15 protein-coding genes are annotated in these 16,930 nt (G+C 71.4%); 2 read left to right on the top strand and 13 right to left on the bottom strand.

The genetic code is table 11. From position 1 onward, the window contains the following. The 10 genes from ACFYL6_RS28335 to ACFYL6_RS28290 are packed head-to-tail and all read right to left on the bottom strand — an operon-like array spanning position 1 to position 10,538. Entirely contained in the window at positions 1 to 783 is a 783-nt protein-coding gene (locus tag ACFYL6_RS28335) for a hypothetical protein (protein WP_387175815.1), read from the bottom strand. Further along, positions 780 to 2,036: an MCE family protein gene (locus ACFYL6_RS28330; protein WP_387175813.1), complete on the bottom strand. Its 1,257-nt coding sequence runs from the start codon at positions 2,034 to 2,036 to the stop codon at positions 780 to 782. The genes ACFYL6_RS28335 and ACFYL6_RS28330 overlap by 4 nt, the downstream gene beginning before the upstream one ends. Further along, complete coding sequence (locus ACFYL6_RS28325) at positions 2,033 to 3,451, bottom strand: MCE family protein (protein ID WP_387175811.1); 1,419 nt, start codon at positions 3,449 to 3,451, stop codon at positions 2,033 to 2,035. The genes ACFYL6_RS28330 and ACFYL6_RS28325 overlap by 4 nt, the downstream gene beginning before the upstream one ends. After that, a complete protein-coding gene (locus tag ACFYL6_RS28320) occupies positions 3,448 to 4,698 on the bottom strand; it encodes an MCE family protein (RefSeq protein WP_387175809.1) in 1,251 nt (416 codons plus the stop codon). The genes ACFYL6_RS28325 and ACFYL6_RS28320 overlap by 4 nt, the downstream gene beginning before the upstream one ends. Further along, the gene (locus ACFYL6_RS28315; protein WP_387175807.1) at positions 4,698 to 5,678 is read right to left on the bottom strand and encodes an MCE family protein; all 981 of its coding nucleotides are present in this window, start codon (positions 5,676 to 5,678) and stop codon (positions 4,698 to 4,700) included. The genes ACFYL6_RS28320 and ACFYL6_RS28315 overlap by 1 nt, the downstream gene beginning before the upstream one ends. After that, complete coding sequence (locus ACFYL6_RS28310) at positions 5,675 to 6,706, bottom strand: MCE family protein (protein ID WP_387175805.1); 1,032 nt, start codon at positions 6,704 to 6,706, stop codon at positions 5,675 to 5,677. The genes ACFYL6_RS28315 and ACFYL6_RS28310 overlap by 4 nt, the downstream gene beginning before the upstream one ends. Then, positions 6,703 to 7,983 carry an MCE family protein gene (locus ACFYL6_RS28305; protein WP_387175803.1) on the bottom strand — a complete coding sequence of 427 codons (1,281 nt, stop codon included), beginning with the start codon at positions 7,981 to 7,983 and terminating at the stop codon, positions 6,703 to 6,705. The genes ACFYL6_RS28310 and ACFYL6_RS28305 overlap by 4 nt, the downstream gene beginning before the upstream one ends. 2 nt (positions 7,984 to 7,985) lie before the next feature. Next, on the bottom strand, positions 7,986 to 8,780 hold the full coding sequence (locus tag ACFYL6_RS28300; RefSeq protein WP_239559942.1) for an ABC transporter permease: 795 nt from the start codon (positions 8,778 to 8,780) through the stop codon (positions 7,986 to 7,988). 10 nt (positions 8,781 to 8,790) lie between these two features. After that, positions 8,791 to 9,561, bottom strand: a complete 771-nt coding sequence (locus ACFYL6_RS28295) for an MlaE family ABC transporter permease (RefSeq protein ID WP_387175801.1) — start codon at positions 9,559 to 9,561, stop codon at positions 8,791 to 8,793. A 5-nt stretch (positions 9,562 to 9,566) separates the two neighbouring features. Then, complete coding sequence (locus ACFYL6_RS28290; RefSeq protein ID WP_387175799.1) at positions 9,567 to 10,538, bottom strand: ABC transporter ATP-binding protein; 972 nt, start codon at positions 10,536 to 10,538, stop codon at positions 9,567 to 9,569. A 162-nt stretch (positions 10,539 to 10,700) separates the two neighbouring features. On the opposite strand from ACFYL6_RS28290, the gene shbA reads away from it, so the two are divergent. Together shbA and ACFYL6_RS28280 are read left to right on the top strand one after the other, a co-directional pair. Continuing rightward, a complete protein-coding gene (shbA, locus tag ACFYL6_RS28285) occupies positions 10,701 to 11,273 on the top strand; it encodes an RNA polymerase sigma factor ShbA (protein WP_387175797.1) in 573 nt (190 codons plus the stop codon). Further along, positions 11,270 to 12,142, top strand: a complete 873-nt coding sequence (locus tag ACFYL6_RS28280; protein WP_387175795.1) for an anti-sigma-D factor RsdA — start codon at positions 11,270 to 11,272, stop codon at positions 12,140 to 12,142. Before shbA ends, ACFYL6_RS28280 begins: the two co-directional genes overlap by 4 nt. A 242-nt stretch (positions 12,143 to 12,384) precedes the next feature. Here the strand turns inward: ACFYL6_RS28280 and ACFYL6_RS28275 are convergent, their stop codons facing one another. The 3 genes from ACFYL6_RS28275 to ACFYL6_RS28265 all read right to left on the bottom strand — a co-directional run bounded on the left by ACFYL6_RS28275 (position 12,385) and on the right by ACFYL6_RS28265 (position 15,865). Further along, a complete protein-coding gene (locus tag ACFYL6_RS28275; protein ID WP_387175793.1) occupies positions 12,385 to 14,046 on the bottom strand; it encodes a hypothetical protein in 1,662 nt (553 codons plus the stop codon). Positions 14,047 to 14,713: 667 nt separating this feature from the next. Beyond that, on the bottom strand, positions 14,714 to 15,034 hold the full coding sequence (locus ACFYL6_RS28270; RefSeq protein WP_387175791.1) for a hypothetical protein: 321 nt from the start codon (positions 15,032 to 15,034) through the stop codon (positions 14,714 to 14,716). Positions 15,035 to 15,529: 495 nt separating this feature from the next. Then, positions 15,530 to 15,865 (bottom strand): hypothetical protein, encoded by a 336-nt coding sequence (locus tag ACFYL6_RS28265; protein WP_387175789.1) that lies wholly within the window; start codon positions 15,863 to 15,865, stop codon positions 15,530 to 15,532. Positions 15,866 to 16,930 lie beyond the last annotated feature (1,065 nt).

Raw genomic sequence — 16,930 nt, 5'->3', positions numbered from 1 at the left:
TCATCCGACGAACTGCAGCCGTGCCACGAGCCACCGCCCGGATGCCTTGTCGTGGACGACGTCCAGTTGAATCCGGTAGTGCGACGGCCGCCCCTCGGGTGCCTTGACGTTCTTGACGGTGGCGTCTACGGCGACCAGTACAAGCGCTCGACGGCGATCTCCAGAGACCAGCCCGGCCCGTAGCACCGTTCCGCGCGAGTCGACCTTGTTCTCCACGACCGCGGCGCGGACCTGCGACTGGCCCCGGGCGAACTCGTCCTTGAAGTCGCCTGTGGCTCCGGCGGTGATCCGCTGGATGTCCCGGTCGACGCTGGCCGCGCTGACCGAGACGAAGTTGACGCTGGCCTGTTTGGCGGCGGCCAGGGCCTGCTGCCGGGCCTGGTCCGTCGCCCGGTCGACGTACCAGCGGTGCCCGGTCACCCCGCCGGCGGCGACAGTGGCGGCGAGCACGGCCACGAGCAGGACGACCAGCGACCGTTGCCGGGTGGTCGACGTGGCGCGCTCGCCCCTGCGGCGGGCATCCGAGGCGTCCTCCGGCGAGCTGTCCGCGCTCGCGGGATCGTCTCCGCTCGCCGGGTCCGCGGCATCCGCCGGGTCCTCGACCGGCTCCTGGTCGAGCCGCTTCAGCAGGTCCTCGATCGGTTCGACCGGTCGGGGGAGCTGGCGTGGCACGATCCGGCGCTGCGACGCGCGGCCGGGCACCCCGGGCTTCGCCCCCTTGATGACTTTCAGCGTGTGGTCCCTCCGGGCCCGCATCTGCGCCTCCTTCTTCGCGTCGCTCACGGCGTCACCCCGGCCAGCAGCAACTGCTTCCACGACTGGTCTCCGGCTGTCCGGGACTGGCCACCGGTCCCGCCGAACTGCAACGGCCGGCCGTCCGCGCCGAGTACCAGGCCGGTCACCGGGTCGTACCCGCCGGGCTCGGCCCCACCGGTCGGGGCGCCGCCGGGCGACCCCGGGTCGGGAGCCGGTTTCCGGCCACCCGGTCGGGGGGCGTTGGCCGCGCCGCGCACGCTGGCGCCGGCCGCCCGCTCCCCCGCGTCGCAGGTCGTTCGGCCGCCCCCGTACACGCAGGACGGCGGATCGTCGACGTTGAGGACCAGGCCGAGGTGGGCGGTGCCGTCGCCCGGGGTGACGGTGAAACCGCCGGCGACGGCGATCGGGTACACCACCAGTAGTTGCTCGATGCCGGGCAGCCGCCGGGCGGCGATGCCGTTGACGGCCACCAGGTTGCCGAGCAGGGTGCCGACCGTCGGTTCCAGCCCCCGCAGCAAGTCGACCAGTTCCCGACCGGCGGGAGGCCCGGCGGCGAGCAACCGCCGCAGGTCGGGGTCGGCGTCGCGGACGGTGGCCGCCAGCTGGGCCAGGCCCACCGCCCACCGCCGCAGCGCCTGCGCCGACTCGGCCTGGGTGGTGAGCACGGTTTGCCCGTCGTTGATCAGCGCGAGTGTCTCCGGCAGGCGGGTGGTCGCATCGGTCAATAACGCGTCCCCGTCGTTCAGGATCCGGGCCAGGGCCAGCTCGTTGCCCTCGAACGCGGCGCCGAGTTCGGTGATCAGGACGGTGAGGTCCTCCGGCCCGACGGAGCGCACCAGGGCGTCGAGGTTACTGAGCAGAACCTCCGGCGCGAGCGGGACACCGGTCCGCTCGGCCGAAATCACCGCGCCGTCGGTGAGGTAGGGACCGCTGTCGCGCTCCGGACGCAGGTCCACGTACTGCTCGCCGACGGCGGAGCGGTGCGCCACCACGGCCCGCAGGTCGTCGGGCACCCGGACGTCGCGCTGCAACCGCAGGTCGGCCCGGACCCCGTCACCGCGCAGGGCAACCGCGGTGACCCGGCCGACGGGCACGCCGCGGTAGGTGACCGGGGCGTGGGGGAAGATGCCGCCGGCCCGGGCGAGGTCCAGGTGGACGACGTAGCTTCCGCCGAGCAGCCGGTCGCCCAGCCCGACGTAGCGGACGCCGACGTAGCTGACGCCGAGCACGCTCACGAGCAGGAACGCCAGAACCTGCACCTTCGCGGTACGTCCGATCATGGCTTCAACCCCCCGGACAGCAGGTCCGGCAGGGTACCGATCTGTCCGATCACCGCGCCGGTCAGCGGCAGGACGCACTGTGCCGTCAGGACCGTGCCGGAGGGCAGTTCGGTCCCGACGGGAAAGACCGTGCCCGGCGGCACGAGGCCCTTCGGCAGGATCAGCCCGCCGATGGGCACCTTCGAGCCGGGCTTGAGCAGGACGCAGCCCTCCGGCAGCAGACAGTCCTTCGGCGGCGTCCAGGTCGCGGGGAAGTTGAGCGGGTCGGGCAGGCACTTCAGGATCGGCAGGTCGGGCAGCGGACGGGACCCGCCGCCGGGCCGCGGCACGGTCGGTGCGCCGCCACCGGCCGCCGGTGCCCCGCCGGGGGTGGCGCCCTTTGCCGGCGTGCGTGGACGGGCCGGCGCGGCGGGGGCAGCGGCGACCAGGTTCGCCAGGATGGACGCCGAGTCGAGGTCGGCGGTGATGGAGAGGTTGACGAAGTCGCCGACGACCGCGCCGGTGACATTCGGCGGGAACGGGAACGACAGCATGAATTCCAGCGACTTGGGCAGGTCGTCCCCGGCACGTGTGAGCTGCTCCAGGATCGGTTGCAGCGCCCGCACGTCGGCCAGCGTGTCGTCGCGGCTGCTGTTGACCACCCGGGTGCCGACGTCACCCAACCGGTCCAGTGCGGTCAGCGCCTGGGTCAGTTGGGCGCGCTGCCCGGCCAGCACGGTCAGGCCCGGGGCAAGGGAGTCCACGGCCTCGCCGAGCACCTGCTTCTGGCGATCGAGCCGGCCGCTGAGCCGGTCCAGGGCGTCGAGGGCGCGGACCAGGTCGGCCTTCTGCTCGTCGAGACCGCCGATGAACGTGTCCAGCTGGTCCAGCGTGTCCCGGACGGCGGGCTCCCGCCCCTCGAGTGCGGCGCCGAGCTCCTGGTTGATGGTCCTCAGCTGCGCCAGACCACCGCCGTTGAGCAGCAGTCCCAGCGCGGCGAGGACCTCCTCCACCTCGGCGCCGCGAGCGGTCCGCGACAGCGGGATGAGGTCACCGTCGGCGAGTCGACCGGAGGAGGCGCCGGCGGGTGGCGACGCGACCGTCACGTACTTCTCGCCCAGCAGGCTGCTCTGCCGTACCGCGGCCGTCGCGTTGGACGGCAGGCGTACGTCCGCGCCGAGGCGCAGGGTGACCCGGGCGGTCCAGCCAGCCAGGGAGATTTTCTCCACGCTGCCGACCGTCACGTCGTCGACCTTCACGGCGGCCTGCGGCACCAGGTCGAGCACGTCACTGAACTCGGCGGTGACGGCGTACCCGGCGCCCTTCGGGGCGCCTCCGGGCAGCGGCAGGTCGGCGAGGTCGGGCAGGCCGCACCCGGCCGGCAGCATCACCACCATGATCGCGCACGCCAGGGTCCGCAGGGTGCGGGTGCTCATGACACACCTCGCAAGATGCCGCCGAGGGTGGGGTCGCTGGTGATGCCGGGGCCGCCCGGCGCCTGGTCGGGGATCGGCGCACCGGGGGAACTGAGGGGAGGCTTCCCCGGTGAGGACCCGCCGGTCGCCGGGGCGCCGGGCGGCAGCTTGAGGAGTTTGCGGAGCTGGTCGGTCATGGACAGCCCACGGGAGTGCAGGGTCTGCGCGAGTGCCCTGCACTTGGCGGGCACCTGCGACGTGGGGAGCTGGTCGGCGATCAGTGAGCAGGCGAAACCGGCGGGGTCATAGGGACCCATCACGTTGTCCCGGGTGTCCAGGGTGCCCGACCGGGGGTTGTAGGCCAGGTTGAGGTTGCCCAGGGCGAGCGGGGCGACGTCGAGGATGTCGATGACGGCCTGTTGCTGGCGGACGAGGATTCCGGTGATGTCCGCCAGCGCGGCGACATTGGAGGTCAACGCGTCGCGGTTCTGCCGCACGAACGTGGTCACGTCGGCCAGCGCGGTGGAGAGGTTGCGCAGCGCGGCAGCCAGTTCGTCGCGCTCCCCGGCCAGTTGCTGGGCGACGTCGGCCAACTGCTGGTTGAAGGCGCGCACCTCCCGGTCGCTGCGGGCGAGCGCGGTGGTGAAGCGCTGGAGGTTGACGACCGACCCGAAGAGGTCCTGCCGCCCGTCGGAGAGGGTGGCCAGTGCCCGGGACAGGCCGTCGAGGGTGTCGTGCAGGTGCTGGCCGTTGCCCTCCAGGTTGGCGCGGCCGGTGGCGACGAGGTCGGACAGTGCGCCGTCGCGGTTGGCGCCCTGCGGGCCGAGGGTGCGGTTGAAGTCGTTGAGCGCCTGGTAGATGTCGTCGATCTCCATTGGAGCGGCGGTCCGCTCCAGCGGTATCTCGGCCCCGTCGGCGAGCGCGGCACCACCGGCGTAGGCGGGAGTGAGCTGGACGTAGCGGTCGCTGACGACACTGGGCGGCACGATGAGCGCCTGGGCGTCGGCGGGGACGGCGATCCCCGGGTCGTAGGACATGGTCACCTGGACGGTGCGGCCCTGCGGGGTCACCGCGACCACCTCACCGACGCGGACGCCCAGAATTCGGACGTCCGATCCGGGGTACACGCCGACCGCGCGGGAGAAGTGGGCGACGACCCGCCGTGGGGGTGTGCCGTCGCTGAGAAAGATCACGCTGGCGGCGACGGCTACCAACAGGACGGTGGTGACGGCGACCGGCCGGCGCCACCGCTGGATGGGAGCGGGCATCAGCGGCCTCCCGTGGGCTGGTACGGCTGGAGCAGACCGGAGACGTACGAGTCGAACCAGCGGCCGTTGCCCACCACGTTGGCGAACGCGGTGACGAACGGCCCCATCCGCTGGATGGTCTTCTCCAGGTCGTCCCGGTTGCGTTGCAGGATCGCGACGACCTCCCGCAGCTTGTGCAGCGCGGGAGCGAGCTGGGCGCGGTTGTCGCTGACCAGGCCGGACAGCTCGGTGGCGAGGTCGTCGGTGCCGACGAGCAGCTTGTGGATGGCGTCCCGACGCCGGCTCACCTCGCCGAGCAGCGCCTCACCGTCGGTGACCAGTGCGCGGAACTCCTCGTCCCGGGTGGCGAGCACGGCGGTCACCTGACGGGCGCGGTCGAGCAGCGTCCGCAGTTCGGCGTCGCGTCCGGCCACGGTCCGGGAGAGCCGGGAGAGGCCGACCAGGGAGGCATCGACGCTCGCGGGAGTGCCGGCGAAGGTCTCGGACAGGGTGGTGAAGGCGGCGGCGAGCTGATCGGTGTCGACCTTGTCGAGGGTTTCGGCGAGCCCGGTGACCGCCTGCACCACGTCGAACGGCGCGGCGGTGCGGGCGAGGGGGATCTGCCCGCCCTCGGGCAGCCGGCCCGGCCCGGCTGGTGCGAGGGCCAGGTACTTCTGGCCGAGCACCGTCTTGATCCTGATCGTGGCGCCGGTGTCGGTGCCGAGCCGGACGCTGTCGTCGTCCACGCGGAACCCGACCCGCACGTACGGCGCGCCGCCGCGGGCGAGTTCCACGGTGGTCACCTTGCCGACCCGCACCCCGGCGACCCGCACCTCGTTGCCGGTGACGAGGCCGCTGGCGTCGTGGAAGGCCGCCTCGTAGCCGCGTCCGGTGAGGTCGGCCAGCCGGTCGAGCTGGAAGGCGCCCAGCAGCACGGCGACGATCAGCGCCAGGCCGAACGTGCCGACGACCACCGGATTGCGTTCCCGAAACGGTGTCACTGGCTGCCTCCGGCGCATCGGGCGGCCGGGGCGCTGAAGGTGGGCAGGTCGATCGGTGCCCGGCCCGACACCGCTACGTTGCCGTCGAAGTCGCACAGGTAGAAGTTGAACCATGAGCCGTAGGACGCGACGCGGGTCAGGGACTCGTACCGCTGCGGCAGCCGCCCGAGGGTGCCGTCGATGACGGCCGCGTTGCGGTTGAGGGTGCCGGAGAGCTCGTCCAGGGCGCGGACGTCCGCGGCGAGCGGTGGTCGTACCTCGCGCAGCAGCGACGACGTGGCGGTGGTGAGCTCACCGATGCTGACCAGTGACTCGCCGATGGCCGCGCGGTCGGCCGACAGCCCGGAGACGAACTGCTGGAGCTGGCTGATGCTCTGGTCCAGGTTCTGGTCGCGGTCGGCCAGCGTGCCGAGGACGCCGTTGAGGTTGGTGATGACCCGCCCGATGACGGCGTCCCGGTCGGCGAGGGTGTTGGTCAGCGACGCGGTGCGTTGCAGCAGGCTGCTGACCGTGCCACCTTCGCCCTGAAGCACCTGGATGATCTCGTAGGCGAGTTTGTTGACGTCCTCGGGCCTGAGCGCCGTGAAAAGGGGCCGGAACCCGTTGAACAACACCGTGAGGTCGAGGGCCGGTGTCGTCTGGCCGAGCGGGATGAGGCCGTCGGCCCGCAGTGGACGCCCCTCCCCCGGCCCCTCGCTCAGCGCCACGTACCGCTGGCCCACCAGGTTGCGGTAGCGGATCTTGGCGCGGACGCTGGTGGCCACCGGGATGTCGGCGGTGACCGTGAAGGCCACCTCGGCGAGTGTGTCGTCGACGACCCTGATGTCGCGGACCCGGCCGACCTGCACCCCGGCCACGCGGACGTCGTCGCCGGGGAGCAGGCCGGTGACGTCGGTGAACCGGGCTCGGTAGGTGACCCCACCCGGTGGGAAGGCACCGAGAGTCTGCGCGAGCAGCGCCGTCAGCAGCAGGGTCACCGCGGCGAAGGCCATCAGCTTCAGCAGGGGCGCCATCGCTCTGGTGCTCATCGCGCGTTCACCACCCCTCCTCTCAGCAACGGCCCCCAGAGCAGGACCGCGATGTCGGGGACCTCCGCGGGAAGGACGCCGGTGACGGCGCCGACCAGCGGCTTGACCAGCGCCCGCTCCTCGCCGGTGGCGGCCCGGCCCATCGCCGGGAAACCGGCGGCGGGCACGGCCGCCGCCTGGCCGACCGGCAAGGGGGTGTGCGGGCGAGCGCCGCCGTGGTCGTAACCGTCGGCGACCGGCACGGTCGGCGCCGGCCGCCCCGGTTGGGGCAGGCCCCGGCACTGCGGCCCGTCGTGCGCGCCGTAGACGGGCTCGTCGCGGCCCTTCTCGTACTTGCCGCCGTCGCGGGTGACCTCCAGGGTGACGTGCATCCGCCCGCCGGCGAATACCCGCTCGACCTGGGGTTGCAGGGCGACCAGGCCGCTCATCAGGCACGGGTACTCGGGGGCGTATGTGGCGAGCAGTTCCAGCACCGGGCGGCTCACCTGGCCGAGCTCGATGATCTGGTCGCCGTGCCGGTCGAGGAAGCCGCGGGTGGCGTCGGCGGTGTCGGTGGTGTCGGCGAGGAACGCGGCCAGCTGTGCGCGTTGGTCGGTAACGGTGCGGGCGGTGACGGTGACATCCCGCAGCAGGGCGAGCAGGTCGGGCAGGACGGCGTCGTAGCTGTCCAGCACGACGGCGAGCTTGCGGACGTCCTCGGCGATGACCGGCATCGCCGGGTTCAGCTGCCGCAGGTACGCACCGAGCCGCTCGATGTTCGCGCCGAGCTGCTCGCCGCGTCCGTCGAGGGCGGTGGCGATAGCGCCCAGCGTCGCGGCGAGTTGCTCGGGCCGGACCGCCTGGAGCAGTGGCAGCGCCTCGTCGAGGACGCGTTCCAGCTCGACGGCGGTGTGGCTGCGGTCCTGGGGGATGACCGCGCCGTCACGGATCGGTTCGCCGCTGCCGCCGGTCGGCACGAGTTCGACGTACCGCTCGCCGAAGAGCGTCTTGGGCAGCAGCCGCGCGCTGACGTCGGCGGGGATCCGCGGCGTCGTGGCCGGGTCCAGGGCCAGCCGGATGGTCGCGCCCGCTCCGGTGCTGTCGACCGAACGCACGTCGCCGACGACGACCCCGCGGACCTTGACGTCAGCGCCCGGACTGAGCTGCAGGCCGGACCGGCCGGCCTTCAGGGTGACCCAGGTGACCGGCGTGAACGCCTTGCGGTATTCGAGCACCGAGGCGGTCAACGCCGCGGTCAGCACGGCGATGAACACGACGCCGAGGATTCGATGTCTCATGGTCACCCCGCGATCCGGACGGTGGTGGTGGCGCCCCAGATGGCCAGCGACAGGAAGAAGTCGACGATGTTGACCGCGACGATGGCGAGCCGCACAGCCCGGCCGACCGCGACGCCGACGCCGGCAGGCCCGCCGCTGGCGGTGTAGCCGTAGTAGCAGTGCACCAGCACCACGATCACGCTGAACACCAGCACCTTGCCGAAGGACCAGAGCACGTCCTCCGGCGGCAGGAACAGGTGGAAGTAGTAGTCGTACGTGCCGGCGGACTGTCCGAAGTAGAAGACAGCGATGGTGCGGGTGGCCAGGTAGCTGGCGAGCAGCCCCACCACGTACAGCGGGATGACCGCGACGAACCCGGCGATCATGCGGGTGGTGACCAGGAACGGCAGCGAGGGGATCCCCATAACCTCGAGGGCGTCCACCTCCTCGGAGATCCGCATCGCCCCGAGCTGGGCGGTGAACCCGCAGCCCACGGTGGCCGACAGGGCCAACGCCGCGACCAGCGGGGAGATCTCCCGGGTGTTGAAGTACGCCGAGACGAAACCGGTGAACGCGCTGCTGCCGAGCTGGTTGAGCGCCTGGTAGCCCTGGAGGCCGACCTCGGTGCCGGTGAAGAAGGTCAGGAAGCAGATGACACCGACGGTGCCGCCGAGCACGGCGAGCGCGCCGGAGCCGAAGCTCACCTCGGCCAGCAGCCGGATCACCTCGCGCTTGTAGCGGCGCACGGTGCGCGGCGCCCAGGCGAACGCCCGCAGGTAGAAGGCGAGCTGTCCGCCCAGGTTGTCGAGGTGGCGCAGCGCTGGCACGTCAGCTTCCCTTCTGCGGTACGACCTGGAAGTACACGGCCGTGACGATGAAGTTCAGCGCGAACAGCAGCATGAAGGTGATCACCACGCTCTGGTTGACCGCGTCGCCGACGCCTTTCGGGCCGCCCTTGGCGGTCATCCCCTTGTACGAGGCGACCAGCGCGGCGGCGGCGCCGAAGAGCAGCGCCTTGACCTCGCCCACCAGCAGGTCCGGCAGTTGCCCCAGGGCCTGGAAGCTGGCCAGGTACGCGCCGGGTGTGCCGCCCTGCAGGACCACGTTGAACAGGTAGCCACCGGTCACCCCGACCACGCTGACCAGGCCGTTGAGCAGCACGGCGACCAGCATCGAGGCGAGCACGCGGGGCACCACGAGGCGGTGGATGGGGTCGATGCCCAGCACCTGCATCGCGTCGAGCTCCTCGCGGATCTTCCGGGAGCCGAGATCGGCGCAGATCGCCGAGCCACCCGCGCCGGCGATGATCAGCGCGGTGACGATCGGCCCCGCCTCGCGGACCACCGCGAGCACCGACGCCGCGCCGGTGAACGACTGCGCGCCGAGCTGGCGGACCAGCGAGCCGAGCTGCAACGCGATGACCGCGCCGAAGGGAATGGAGACGAGCGCGGCGGGCAGGATCGACACCGAGCTGATGAACCAGGCCTGCTGGACGAACTCGCGGAACTGCACCGGTCGCCGACCGAGGCCGCGCAGCGTGTCCAGGCAGAACGCGAAGAACTCGCCGGTGTGGCGTACGGCGGTGACCGGTCCGCTCATCGGTATCACCGCCGCCCGTTCCCGGCCGGCACCCCGTCCACCAGCCCGGCGAACGAGCCGGGGGGCGGCGTGACACCGTGCTCCCGGCACCACTGCCCCGGGGGCCGCTCGGCGGCGCGGGGCAATCCGTCCGACGGCGGCAGTTGCAGCGGGATGGGCGGCAACGGTGGCAGCTCCACACCGGCGTCCGCCTCGGCCTGCAACTCCTCGGCGTCCTTCTCCTCGGCCATGCCGATCGGTCCGATGCGCTGGGCGTTGAGGAACTGCCGCACCACCGGCTCCGTACTGGACAACAGCAACTCCCGCGACCCGAACATGGCGAGGTGCCCGTGGTAGATCAGGCCGATGTTGTCCGGCACCGTGCGCGCGGTGTTGATGTCGTGCGTGACGATCAGGAAGGTCGCCCCGATCCGCTGGTTGAGGTCGACGATCAGCTGGTTCAGGTACGCGGTGCGCACCGGGTCCAGCCCGGAGTCCGGCTCGTCGAAGAGGACGATGCGGGGGTCGAGCACGAGCGCGCGCGCCAAACCGGCTCGTTTGCGCATCCCACCGGAAATCTCCCCCGGCAGTTTCCGTTCGGCGCCGATCAGGCCGACCATGTCGAGCTTCTCGCTGACGACCTCGCGGATCTGGGACTCCGACTTGCGGGTGTGCTCCCGCAGCGGGAAGGCGACGTTGTCGTAGATGGTCATCGAGCCGAACAGCGCGCCGTCCTGGAACAGCACCCCGAACAGCTTGCGCACCTCGTACAACTCCCGCTCGGAGAGCCGGGGCAGGTCCCTGCCCTCGATCCAGATCGACCCGGCGTCCGGACGGAGCAGCCCCACCAGTGTCTTGAGGAACACCGACTTGCCGGTGCCGGACGGACCCAGCAGCACGGATATCTCGCCGGCCGGCAGGGTCAGGCTGACGTCCGACCAGACCGGCTGGCCACCGAAGGACTTGGTCAGCCCCTGCACCGCCACCTCGACGCCCATTTACCCCCCTCTCGGCTCCTACCTGTGACATCGCGGTGCTCCCGGCGGGCGTAACAACTTCTTTCGGCTACCTCGTCAGCACGCGCCGTGAACTAGGCAAAGTGGCGCGCGTCTCGATAGCGTGCGGTTAACCCGCCGGTAACGAAGGTGCCTCGCGTCCCCATGACCACAGCGATCGAGCCAGAGCTCGTTCACCTGGCCGCCAACGGCGACCGGGCGGCGGTCGCCGCCCTGCTCACCGAAGTGCGGCCGGGGCTGGTCCGCTACTGCCGGGCCCGGCTGGGTCGCGTCGGCGGGGCATACACCACCGCCGACGACGTCGCCCAAGAGGTCTGTCTGGCGGTGTTGAAGGCCCTTCCCGGCTACCGCGACCAGGGCCGGCCGTTCTCCGCGTTCGTCTTCGCCATCGCGGCGAACAAGGTGGCCGACGCCCACCGCGCGGCGGTCCGCGGCGCCGCCGTCACCGACGCCGACCTGGAGCAGGAGGACACCACACCCGGGCCGGAGCAGCAGGCTGTCGCCACCGATCTGGCGCGACGGCTCGCGGTGCTGCTGCACCGCCTCCCCGACCTCCAGCGGGAGATCATCACCCTCCGCGTGGCGGTCGGTCTCACCGCTGAGGAGGTGGGCTCGATCCTCGGCATGTCGGCGCCGGCCGTACGGGTGGCCCAGTCCCGTGCCCTGGCCCGGCTCCGTACGCTTGCCGGCGACGGACTTGACGAGGTGGCGGCATGAGCGAGCCCCGGCCGGACGGCGGCGAGGCCGTGGACCTCGCGGCGATCCACCGCGACGACCTGCTCCTCGACGCGCTCGGCCGCGGCGAGCAGGAGGACGACGCCGACGGCCTCACGGCCATGCTGGCCGCCTGGCGTGCCGACCTCACCACCGACCAGCCGGCCACCGTGGTCGACGGCCCGGTCCAGGTCGTCGCGCCGGCTTCCGCCGGTAGGGCCCGCACGCTCCGGGCCGGTGCCCCCGCCGCTCCCGTTCCCGTCCCGACCCGGTGGCGGCCGTCCGGGCGCCGCGCCCTGGGGTTGGCCGCCGCCGTGCTCGCCGTGCTCATGCTGGCAACGGGGCTGGGAGTCGCCAGCCACGACGCCGGGCCGACCAGTCCTCTGTGGTCGCTGACCAGGGTGCTGCATCCCGAGCGGGCGGAGGTGCTCGGCGTCGAACACGCCACCGCCCGTGCCCGCGAGGCCGTCGCGGACGGCCGGTACGACGACGCCCGGGAGCTGCTCGACCAGGCCCAACGGGACCTGGGCCGGGTCACGGATCCGGCCGACGTCGCCCGCCTGCGTGCCGACGTCGATGCCGTCCTGCGGGATCTGGCCACGCACCTCTGTCTCGGCTGGCCCCGCTGCGCCACCGGCCCGGTCATCCCGACGCCATCGCCCGCGGTGTCGACCGGCGCCGCCCCCGAGCCCTCCGGCGTCCCAGCGCCGGGCGGGACACCACCACGGCCACACCGGCCGGCGCCGACGCACCCGTCGACCTCCACCGCCAAACCGTTGCTGCCTCGACCTCCGTTGCCGTCGGTGCCGCTCCCGTCGGTGTTGCCGTCGCTACCCTCGCTGCCCCTGCCGACCGGCGGTCTGCTCGGCTGACCGGCGACCTGCTCCAGCGCAACGTCCGCCTCGGCGACCAGGTGCGGGCGGTCGTCGAGCATCTGGCGCCACCTCGGGACAGGTCGGCTGGCATGGCTGCTCGCCAAGGGCAACGACACGGTGCCCATCCCCGGCACCAAGCGGGTCAGCAGGGTGCAGGAGAACGCCGCCTCGGGATCTCAGAGCTTGCAGCGCCGCCTCCACCGGAGCGCTGAGGATATTTCGATCAGGGCCGACCGGCCTCAAGCGACCGGGTGCTCGACCGACGCCGGACGGTCTGCGAGCCCGGTCGCGGGGCCGCGTCGTCCCACCGGGCGCTGCCGCGATCGCGAAGCTGATCGTTGCTCGCTGGTCCCTTCCCCGGCGTCGGGGGCCGCGACAGGTGGTGTGGTACGGCTGGCTGCGGTGTCTACCAGGTCCGGCAGATCCCGCCCAGCCACCAGGGGTAGCTCTCGCGTGGCTGCCGCGATCGGCCCCGGCTCGCCCGCCTGGTCGGCGACTCGGGCGACACGTGCCCGTCCCGTCGCGGTTCGCGGCATCGCTGCCGCGCTGCGGGTCGTTGCCTGCGGCACGGTGTCGGCCGGCTCCTCGACGGAGCCTGGCGCGTCCGTGGTCGACGGTGCCTCCGCCCGGCTGGTGGCCGAGCGGCCTGCTGTGTTGCGCGGCGTTCGGCGCGGTGCGGCTGCCGGCAGAAGTGGGGCGATTTCCGCGTGCAGCGCCGCCCAGTCCGAGGCGCGGGGCGGGGCGGACTGATCAGTGGTCGAGGTGAGCTGGCCAGCGCTCTCGGACCGCTCCAACTGCTGGTCGGCACGGTCCGGCGTTGCCGCCCGAGGCCGCTCCGATCCCGGTCGCTCGGCACCATCTCCTGCCTGCTCGGTGGCGCCTGCCTGCTGAACGGTGTCCCCGGCCGACTCTGGCCGCGCTGAGCCTCCGGAGGCCGCATCCACGGCGTGGGCCACGGGGGCCGCGTCCGTGACCGGGTCCGGCGCGTCGGCGAGCAGCCGCGCGGCCGAGGCTAGTGCGACGGCGTCGGGTTGACCGGCCCGACGCCACCGCCGGCGGCGGCCGTGCGCCGGCAGGTTCCCGGCCAGCACGCGAGCAGGTGCCAGATCGGCGGCGATCAGCGCGGTGAGCCCGTCGTAGTCCGCCTGCTCGGCCAGCCGCCGGGCGATCTCGTCTAGGTCGTACACCGCGACGGCGATGTCCGCGGTGGTGGCGTCGAGTGCTCGGCTGATCTTGCGATGCAACACCTTGCTCAGTGCCGCCTGCCGCCGCTCGGCGCGAATTTGCGCGCGGGCCGCGTCGAGTGAGCCGTACAGTCCGAGGCTGGGGTCGGCCTTGGCCAGCGAGCGGGCCCGGCGGGTCAGCCACGGGTGTCGCAACCAGTGCCCGACCGGTTCGTAGGCCGGGGTCGTGGGTGGTAGCTGCTGTCTGGCGCGCAGCCGGTCCCGCCGCTGGTTCTCGGTGTTCATCAGCCACACCAGATAACCGAGCAGGGACATGCCCGCGTAGAAGCCGCCTTCGAGGTGGTTGCTATGCGCCAGCCAGTTGAAGGCGACCGCGGCGGAGGCGATACCGGCCGACAACACGCGCGACAGGATCGCCGGTTCGCCCAGTCGGCGGCGTACGTCGACGTTCGCCAGCACCACGACGCCGCCGAGCTCCAACGCCCCAACGGCGGGAAGGGCGATGTACCACGGCATGCCGAGCCGTTCCATCGCCCCGGACACCTGGCCGCCGAGCGCGACCAGCAGCACGACCACGTAGAACCCGGTGCGTAGCACGGCGACGTGCCGCACCGCCTTGGCCAGATCCGCGTCCCGCGCCTCCGGCGGCTCGGCGCCTGGCGCCCCGCCAATTGAGTTTCCGCCGATCATCCGGGTCCGCTCCGGTTCCTGGAACACGCCGAGCAGGTTCCTCTCTCACTCCGGCCCCGGCCTGACCGGCACCGCGGCCGCCCGACCCGGCAGTGCCGCCCGCCGAGTCTTACTAGAGCCGCGCTCCGACTGCCGGCCGTCGTCCGCCGCATGCTACAAGGTTGCGAGCCGAATTGGAGATTTCAGATACCGCTGGGCGCCTAAGGCCGCCTCTCAGGTGTCCTTCCTTGTGTTGGCGGACCTGCTCGTCCCAGACCTCCTGGTCGTAGTCCGGGTCCGGTGGGATCCACTTGTGGGTGCCGTCGCTGATCGGCAGCACCGGGGCGTGTGTGGTCATGCGCGGCCTCCGAGCAGCGCCGCCGTCATCGACCGCGGCTGCCGGCTGGTCGCCCAGTCCACCTGCCAGCACGGGTACGGCGTGAGCCGCGACCACCACACCGGACAGCCAGCGCAAAGGCCATCTCCACCGGGCACATGTACGACCAGGATTTGCCGCTCCGCATCGTGGCTCACTGCTCCTCCTCGGCGGGCCAGTGCCCCCGGTTGATCGGGATGCGGTGGCGGCTCCGGCATGGCAAAAACCACCGCCAGCCGTCGGGCACGGATCGGGCACACCCACAAACGGCGCGCTATCGCATCCCGCCTGCCGCCAACCCGCCCCCTGGCACATCACCACGCGCGGCTAGTTGCTGGGTTACTCCCGCCACACGACGAACCAAGCCAATGCAGCTACCGCAACCAGCATTGCCACCGCCAACAAGATGCCCGAGATCAGGAAGGGCATGGGTATGAGCGACGTGCCTTCCAGGATCAGCAGACTCGCGGCAACCAACATGACGCCGACACCGACGCGGACCTGTCGGGGTTGCTGGCTCTCTGTCGGATGCACGGGCCGAGCCCAGGTAACGGGGAACCGTCGCGACACGGCGAGACGGACACCGAGTACGAACAGGAGAAGGAAGAAGATCACGAGCACCAGGCGGAAGGCGACCAACACGGAGTTCGCGTCTCTCATGCGGCCATCATTCACGGGGGCGTCAAAGCTATTCGCACGAGCCATCGCACGATGAGTTGCGGCGGCTACCTGAACTGGGGAGATGCAGGCGCCGGGGCGGGCCGAACCCCGGGCCGCCGCGTCAAGCGGACCTTGACGCACGTACAGACGCTGCCGGAACAGCCTGGGTCGGCTCTTCTGTCACGGACCGCGCCCCCGGCGGACACCGCCACAGTGGCGCAGTTGACCCAACCGCGCCCGGCACGGAGCCGGCTCCCGGGGTCGGAGCTGGCCACCGGCGGCCACGCCTCCCCCTCCCAGGTGAGCGGGTGCGCGCAACACAAGGACGCCGCACGGCCCAAGGAGAAACGCTGCTGCTACGCCCTCTACCGCTGCTGTCAGGCCGTCCCGTCGACACGGACGGTCACCGACGTGAGGGCCGCACTGCGCGCTGCCCTCACGCACGCAGAGGCCGAAGACCCTCATCACCAAAAACCCGGTGACGCTGGCGCTCCTTCAGCTCTCGCTAGCGTTGACGCCTGGCAGGTCAAGATAGGCCAGCAGCCGCAGAACACCGGCGAGGTGTTGCAGGTCGTGCCAGAGCACCGGCACGTCGTCCGCCGGGCGACGCAGCAGTGCATGTAGCTCTGCCACGTCGTCACTGCACTGCCCGACGTCGATCCCCGATTCCGGAACGTCTCTCAGGTCGAACGCGGTCCCCAGGTCGACGTTCCAGTAGAGATCGACACCGACGCGCGAAAGATCGATCTCCGCGCCGAACCGCTCCTCCACCATGTCCAGCAGCACGCCGCACACCCGGCGAAGGCCTTGGACCTTCAGCACGTCCGTCACGTTCACCATCCTCCCGGCCACGCCACACAGACACATTGAACGCGGCTACTCCGCGCAAGCAGAAAGGCCACCTTCCGAACTCGGGAAGCGGCCTCTGACCTGTGCAAACTGAGAGTGGGCGATGCTGGTATCGAACCAGCGACCTCTTCGGTGTGAAGCAGGACGCCGCAGCGTCCTTGAGCTGCGGAGACGAGGAGCCGCAGGCAGGGGTGGGTGCAGTTGCACGCCGTTGGCTGCCGTTAGGTGCAGTTGAAGGCCGTTCAGTGCACCCTGTTGCTCCCAACCTGCTGCCCCGATCCCCCGCTCGTGCTGGGCTGCTGTCGGCAGGCCGAGATGAACGTTCCCGCAGATCGTTCAGCAAACGGATCGTGGCTGCTGGCTGAGCGGCCCGTCGGTTGACTCAGGCGCCCGGCCAGCGACCGTTCGCCTCGGGCGCTCCCGACCTGCTCCCATGGCCTGGCCGTCACAGGCCGCACTTGCCGATGCCGCGTCTTCTTGCTGCGGCAGATGCGTTAAGCCCGCCCGTAGTCAGCGGTTCCGACAACGCCTTGCTGCTTCGGGGCTGCGATGCTTGACGGCACATCTGCCGTGTCGGTACACCGGTGCGGGTGCGGTCGACCGGTTCGTCGAACCGCTGCGAAGCACGGTCGTGAGGGGCCGCTCGACCGCGTGGTACTTCAACGCGCCGAGTGGGTTGGCGATCTGCGAAGCAGCGTAGCTGGCCCTACGCACGCTCTTCGGCACGACAGCCTTGCTGACTACCCGCTTCGCCGATCGGACCGGATGGACAGCGCGTCGGACTCCGCGCGGAATGAAGAGACGAGACAGGAAACCCATTTGGCAACGCTAGCGCTCGTCGACGCGTCGCGGGGTCGGCCATACGTATGGCCCAACGAGGTCAGATCGGGCGGCAGGCCTCGGAAACGGATCACTCCGACTTCGGCCTCTCGCCGGACTGTGTAGCAGCGGCAAACCACGGCGACTGACACCAGCTAAGTGGGGGCGACAGATCCACGCACGCACACCGCACCAGATGCCTATCCATCATGCTGGATCGAGCAGCGG

It is taken from the genome of Micromonospora sp. NPDC007208 (assembly GCF_042869175.1).
Lineage (GTDB): Bacteria > Actinomycetota > Actinomycetes > Mycobacteriales > Micromonosporaceae > Micromonospora > Micromonospora foliorum.
The sequence above is the reverse complement of the archived record's forward strand: the minus strand, read 5'-3'. Positions and strand labels throughout refer to the sequence as shown.

Bases quoted from the DNA above. Each gene is read 5' to 3' on its own strand.
- ACFYL6_RS28330 (WP_387175813.1), bottom strand. From the start codon at position 2,036: ATGATCGGACGTACCGCGAAGGTGCAGGTTCTGGCGTTCCTGCTCGTG.
- ACFYL6_RS28325 (WP_387175811.1), bottom strand. From the start codon at position 3,451: ATGAGCACCCGCACCCTGCGGACCCTGGCGTGCGCGATCATGGTGGTG.
- ACFYL6_RS28320 (WP_387175809.1), bottom strand. From the start codon at position 4,698: ATGCCCGCTCCCATCCAGCGGTGGCGCCGGCCGGTCGCCGTCACCACC.
- ACFYL6_RS28310 (WP_387175805.1), bottom strand. From the start codon at position 6,706: ATGAGCACCAGAGCGATGGCGCCCCTGCTGAAGCTGATGGCCTTCGCC.
- ACFYL6_RS28305 (WP_387175803.1), bottom strand. From the start codon at position 7,983: ATGAGACATCGAATCCTCGGCGTCGTGTTCATCGCCGTGCTGACCGCG.
- ACFYL6_RS28295 (WP_387175801.1), bottom strand. From the start codon at position 9,561: ATGAGCGGACCGGTCACCGCCGTACGCCACACCGGCGAGTTCTTCGCG.
- ACFYL6_RS28290 (WP_387175799.1), bottom strand. From the start codon at position 10,538: ATGGGCGTCGAGGTGGCGGTGCAGGGGCTGACCAAGTCCTTCGGTGGC.
- shbA (WP_387175797.1), top strand. From the start codon at position 10,701: ATGACCACAGCGATCGAGCCAGAGCTCGTTCACCTGGCCGCCAACGGC.
- ACFYL6_RS28280 (WP_387175795.1), top strand. From the start codon at position 11,270: ATGAGCGAGCCCCGGCCGGACGGCGGCGAGGCCGTGGACCTCGCGGCG.
- ACFYL6_RS28270 (WP_387175791.1), bottom strand. From the start codon at position 15,034: ATGAGAGACGCGAACTCCGTGTTGGTCGCCTTCCGCCTGGTGCTCGTG.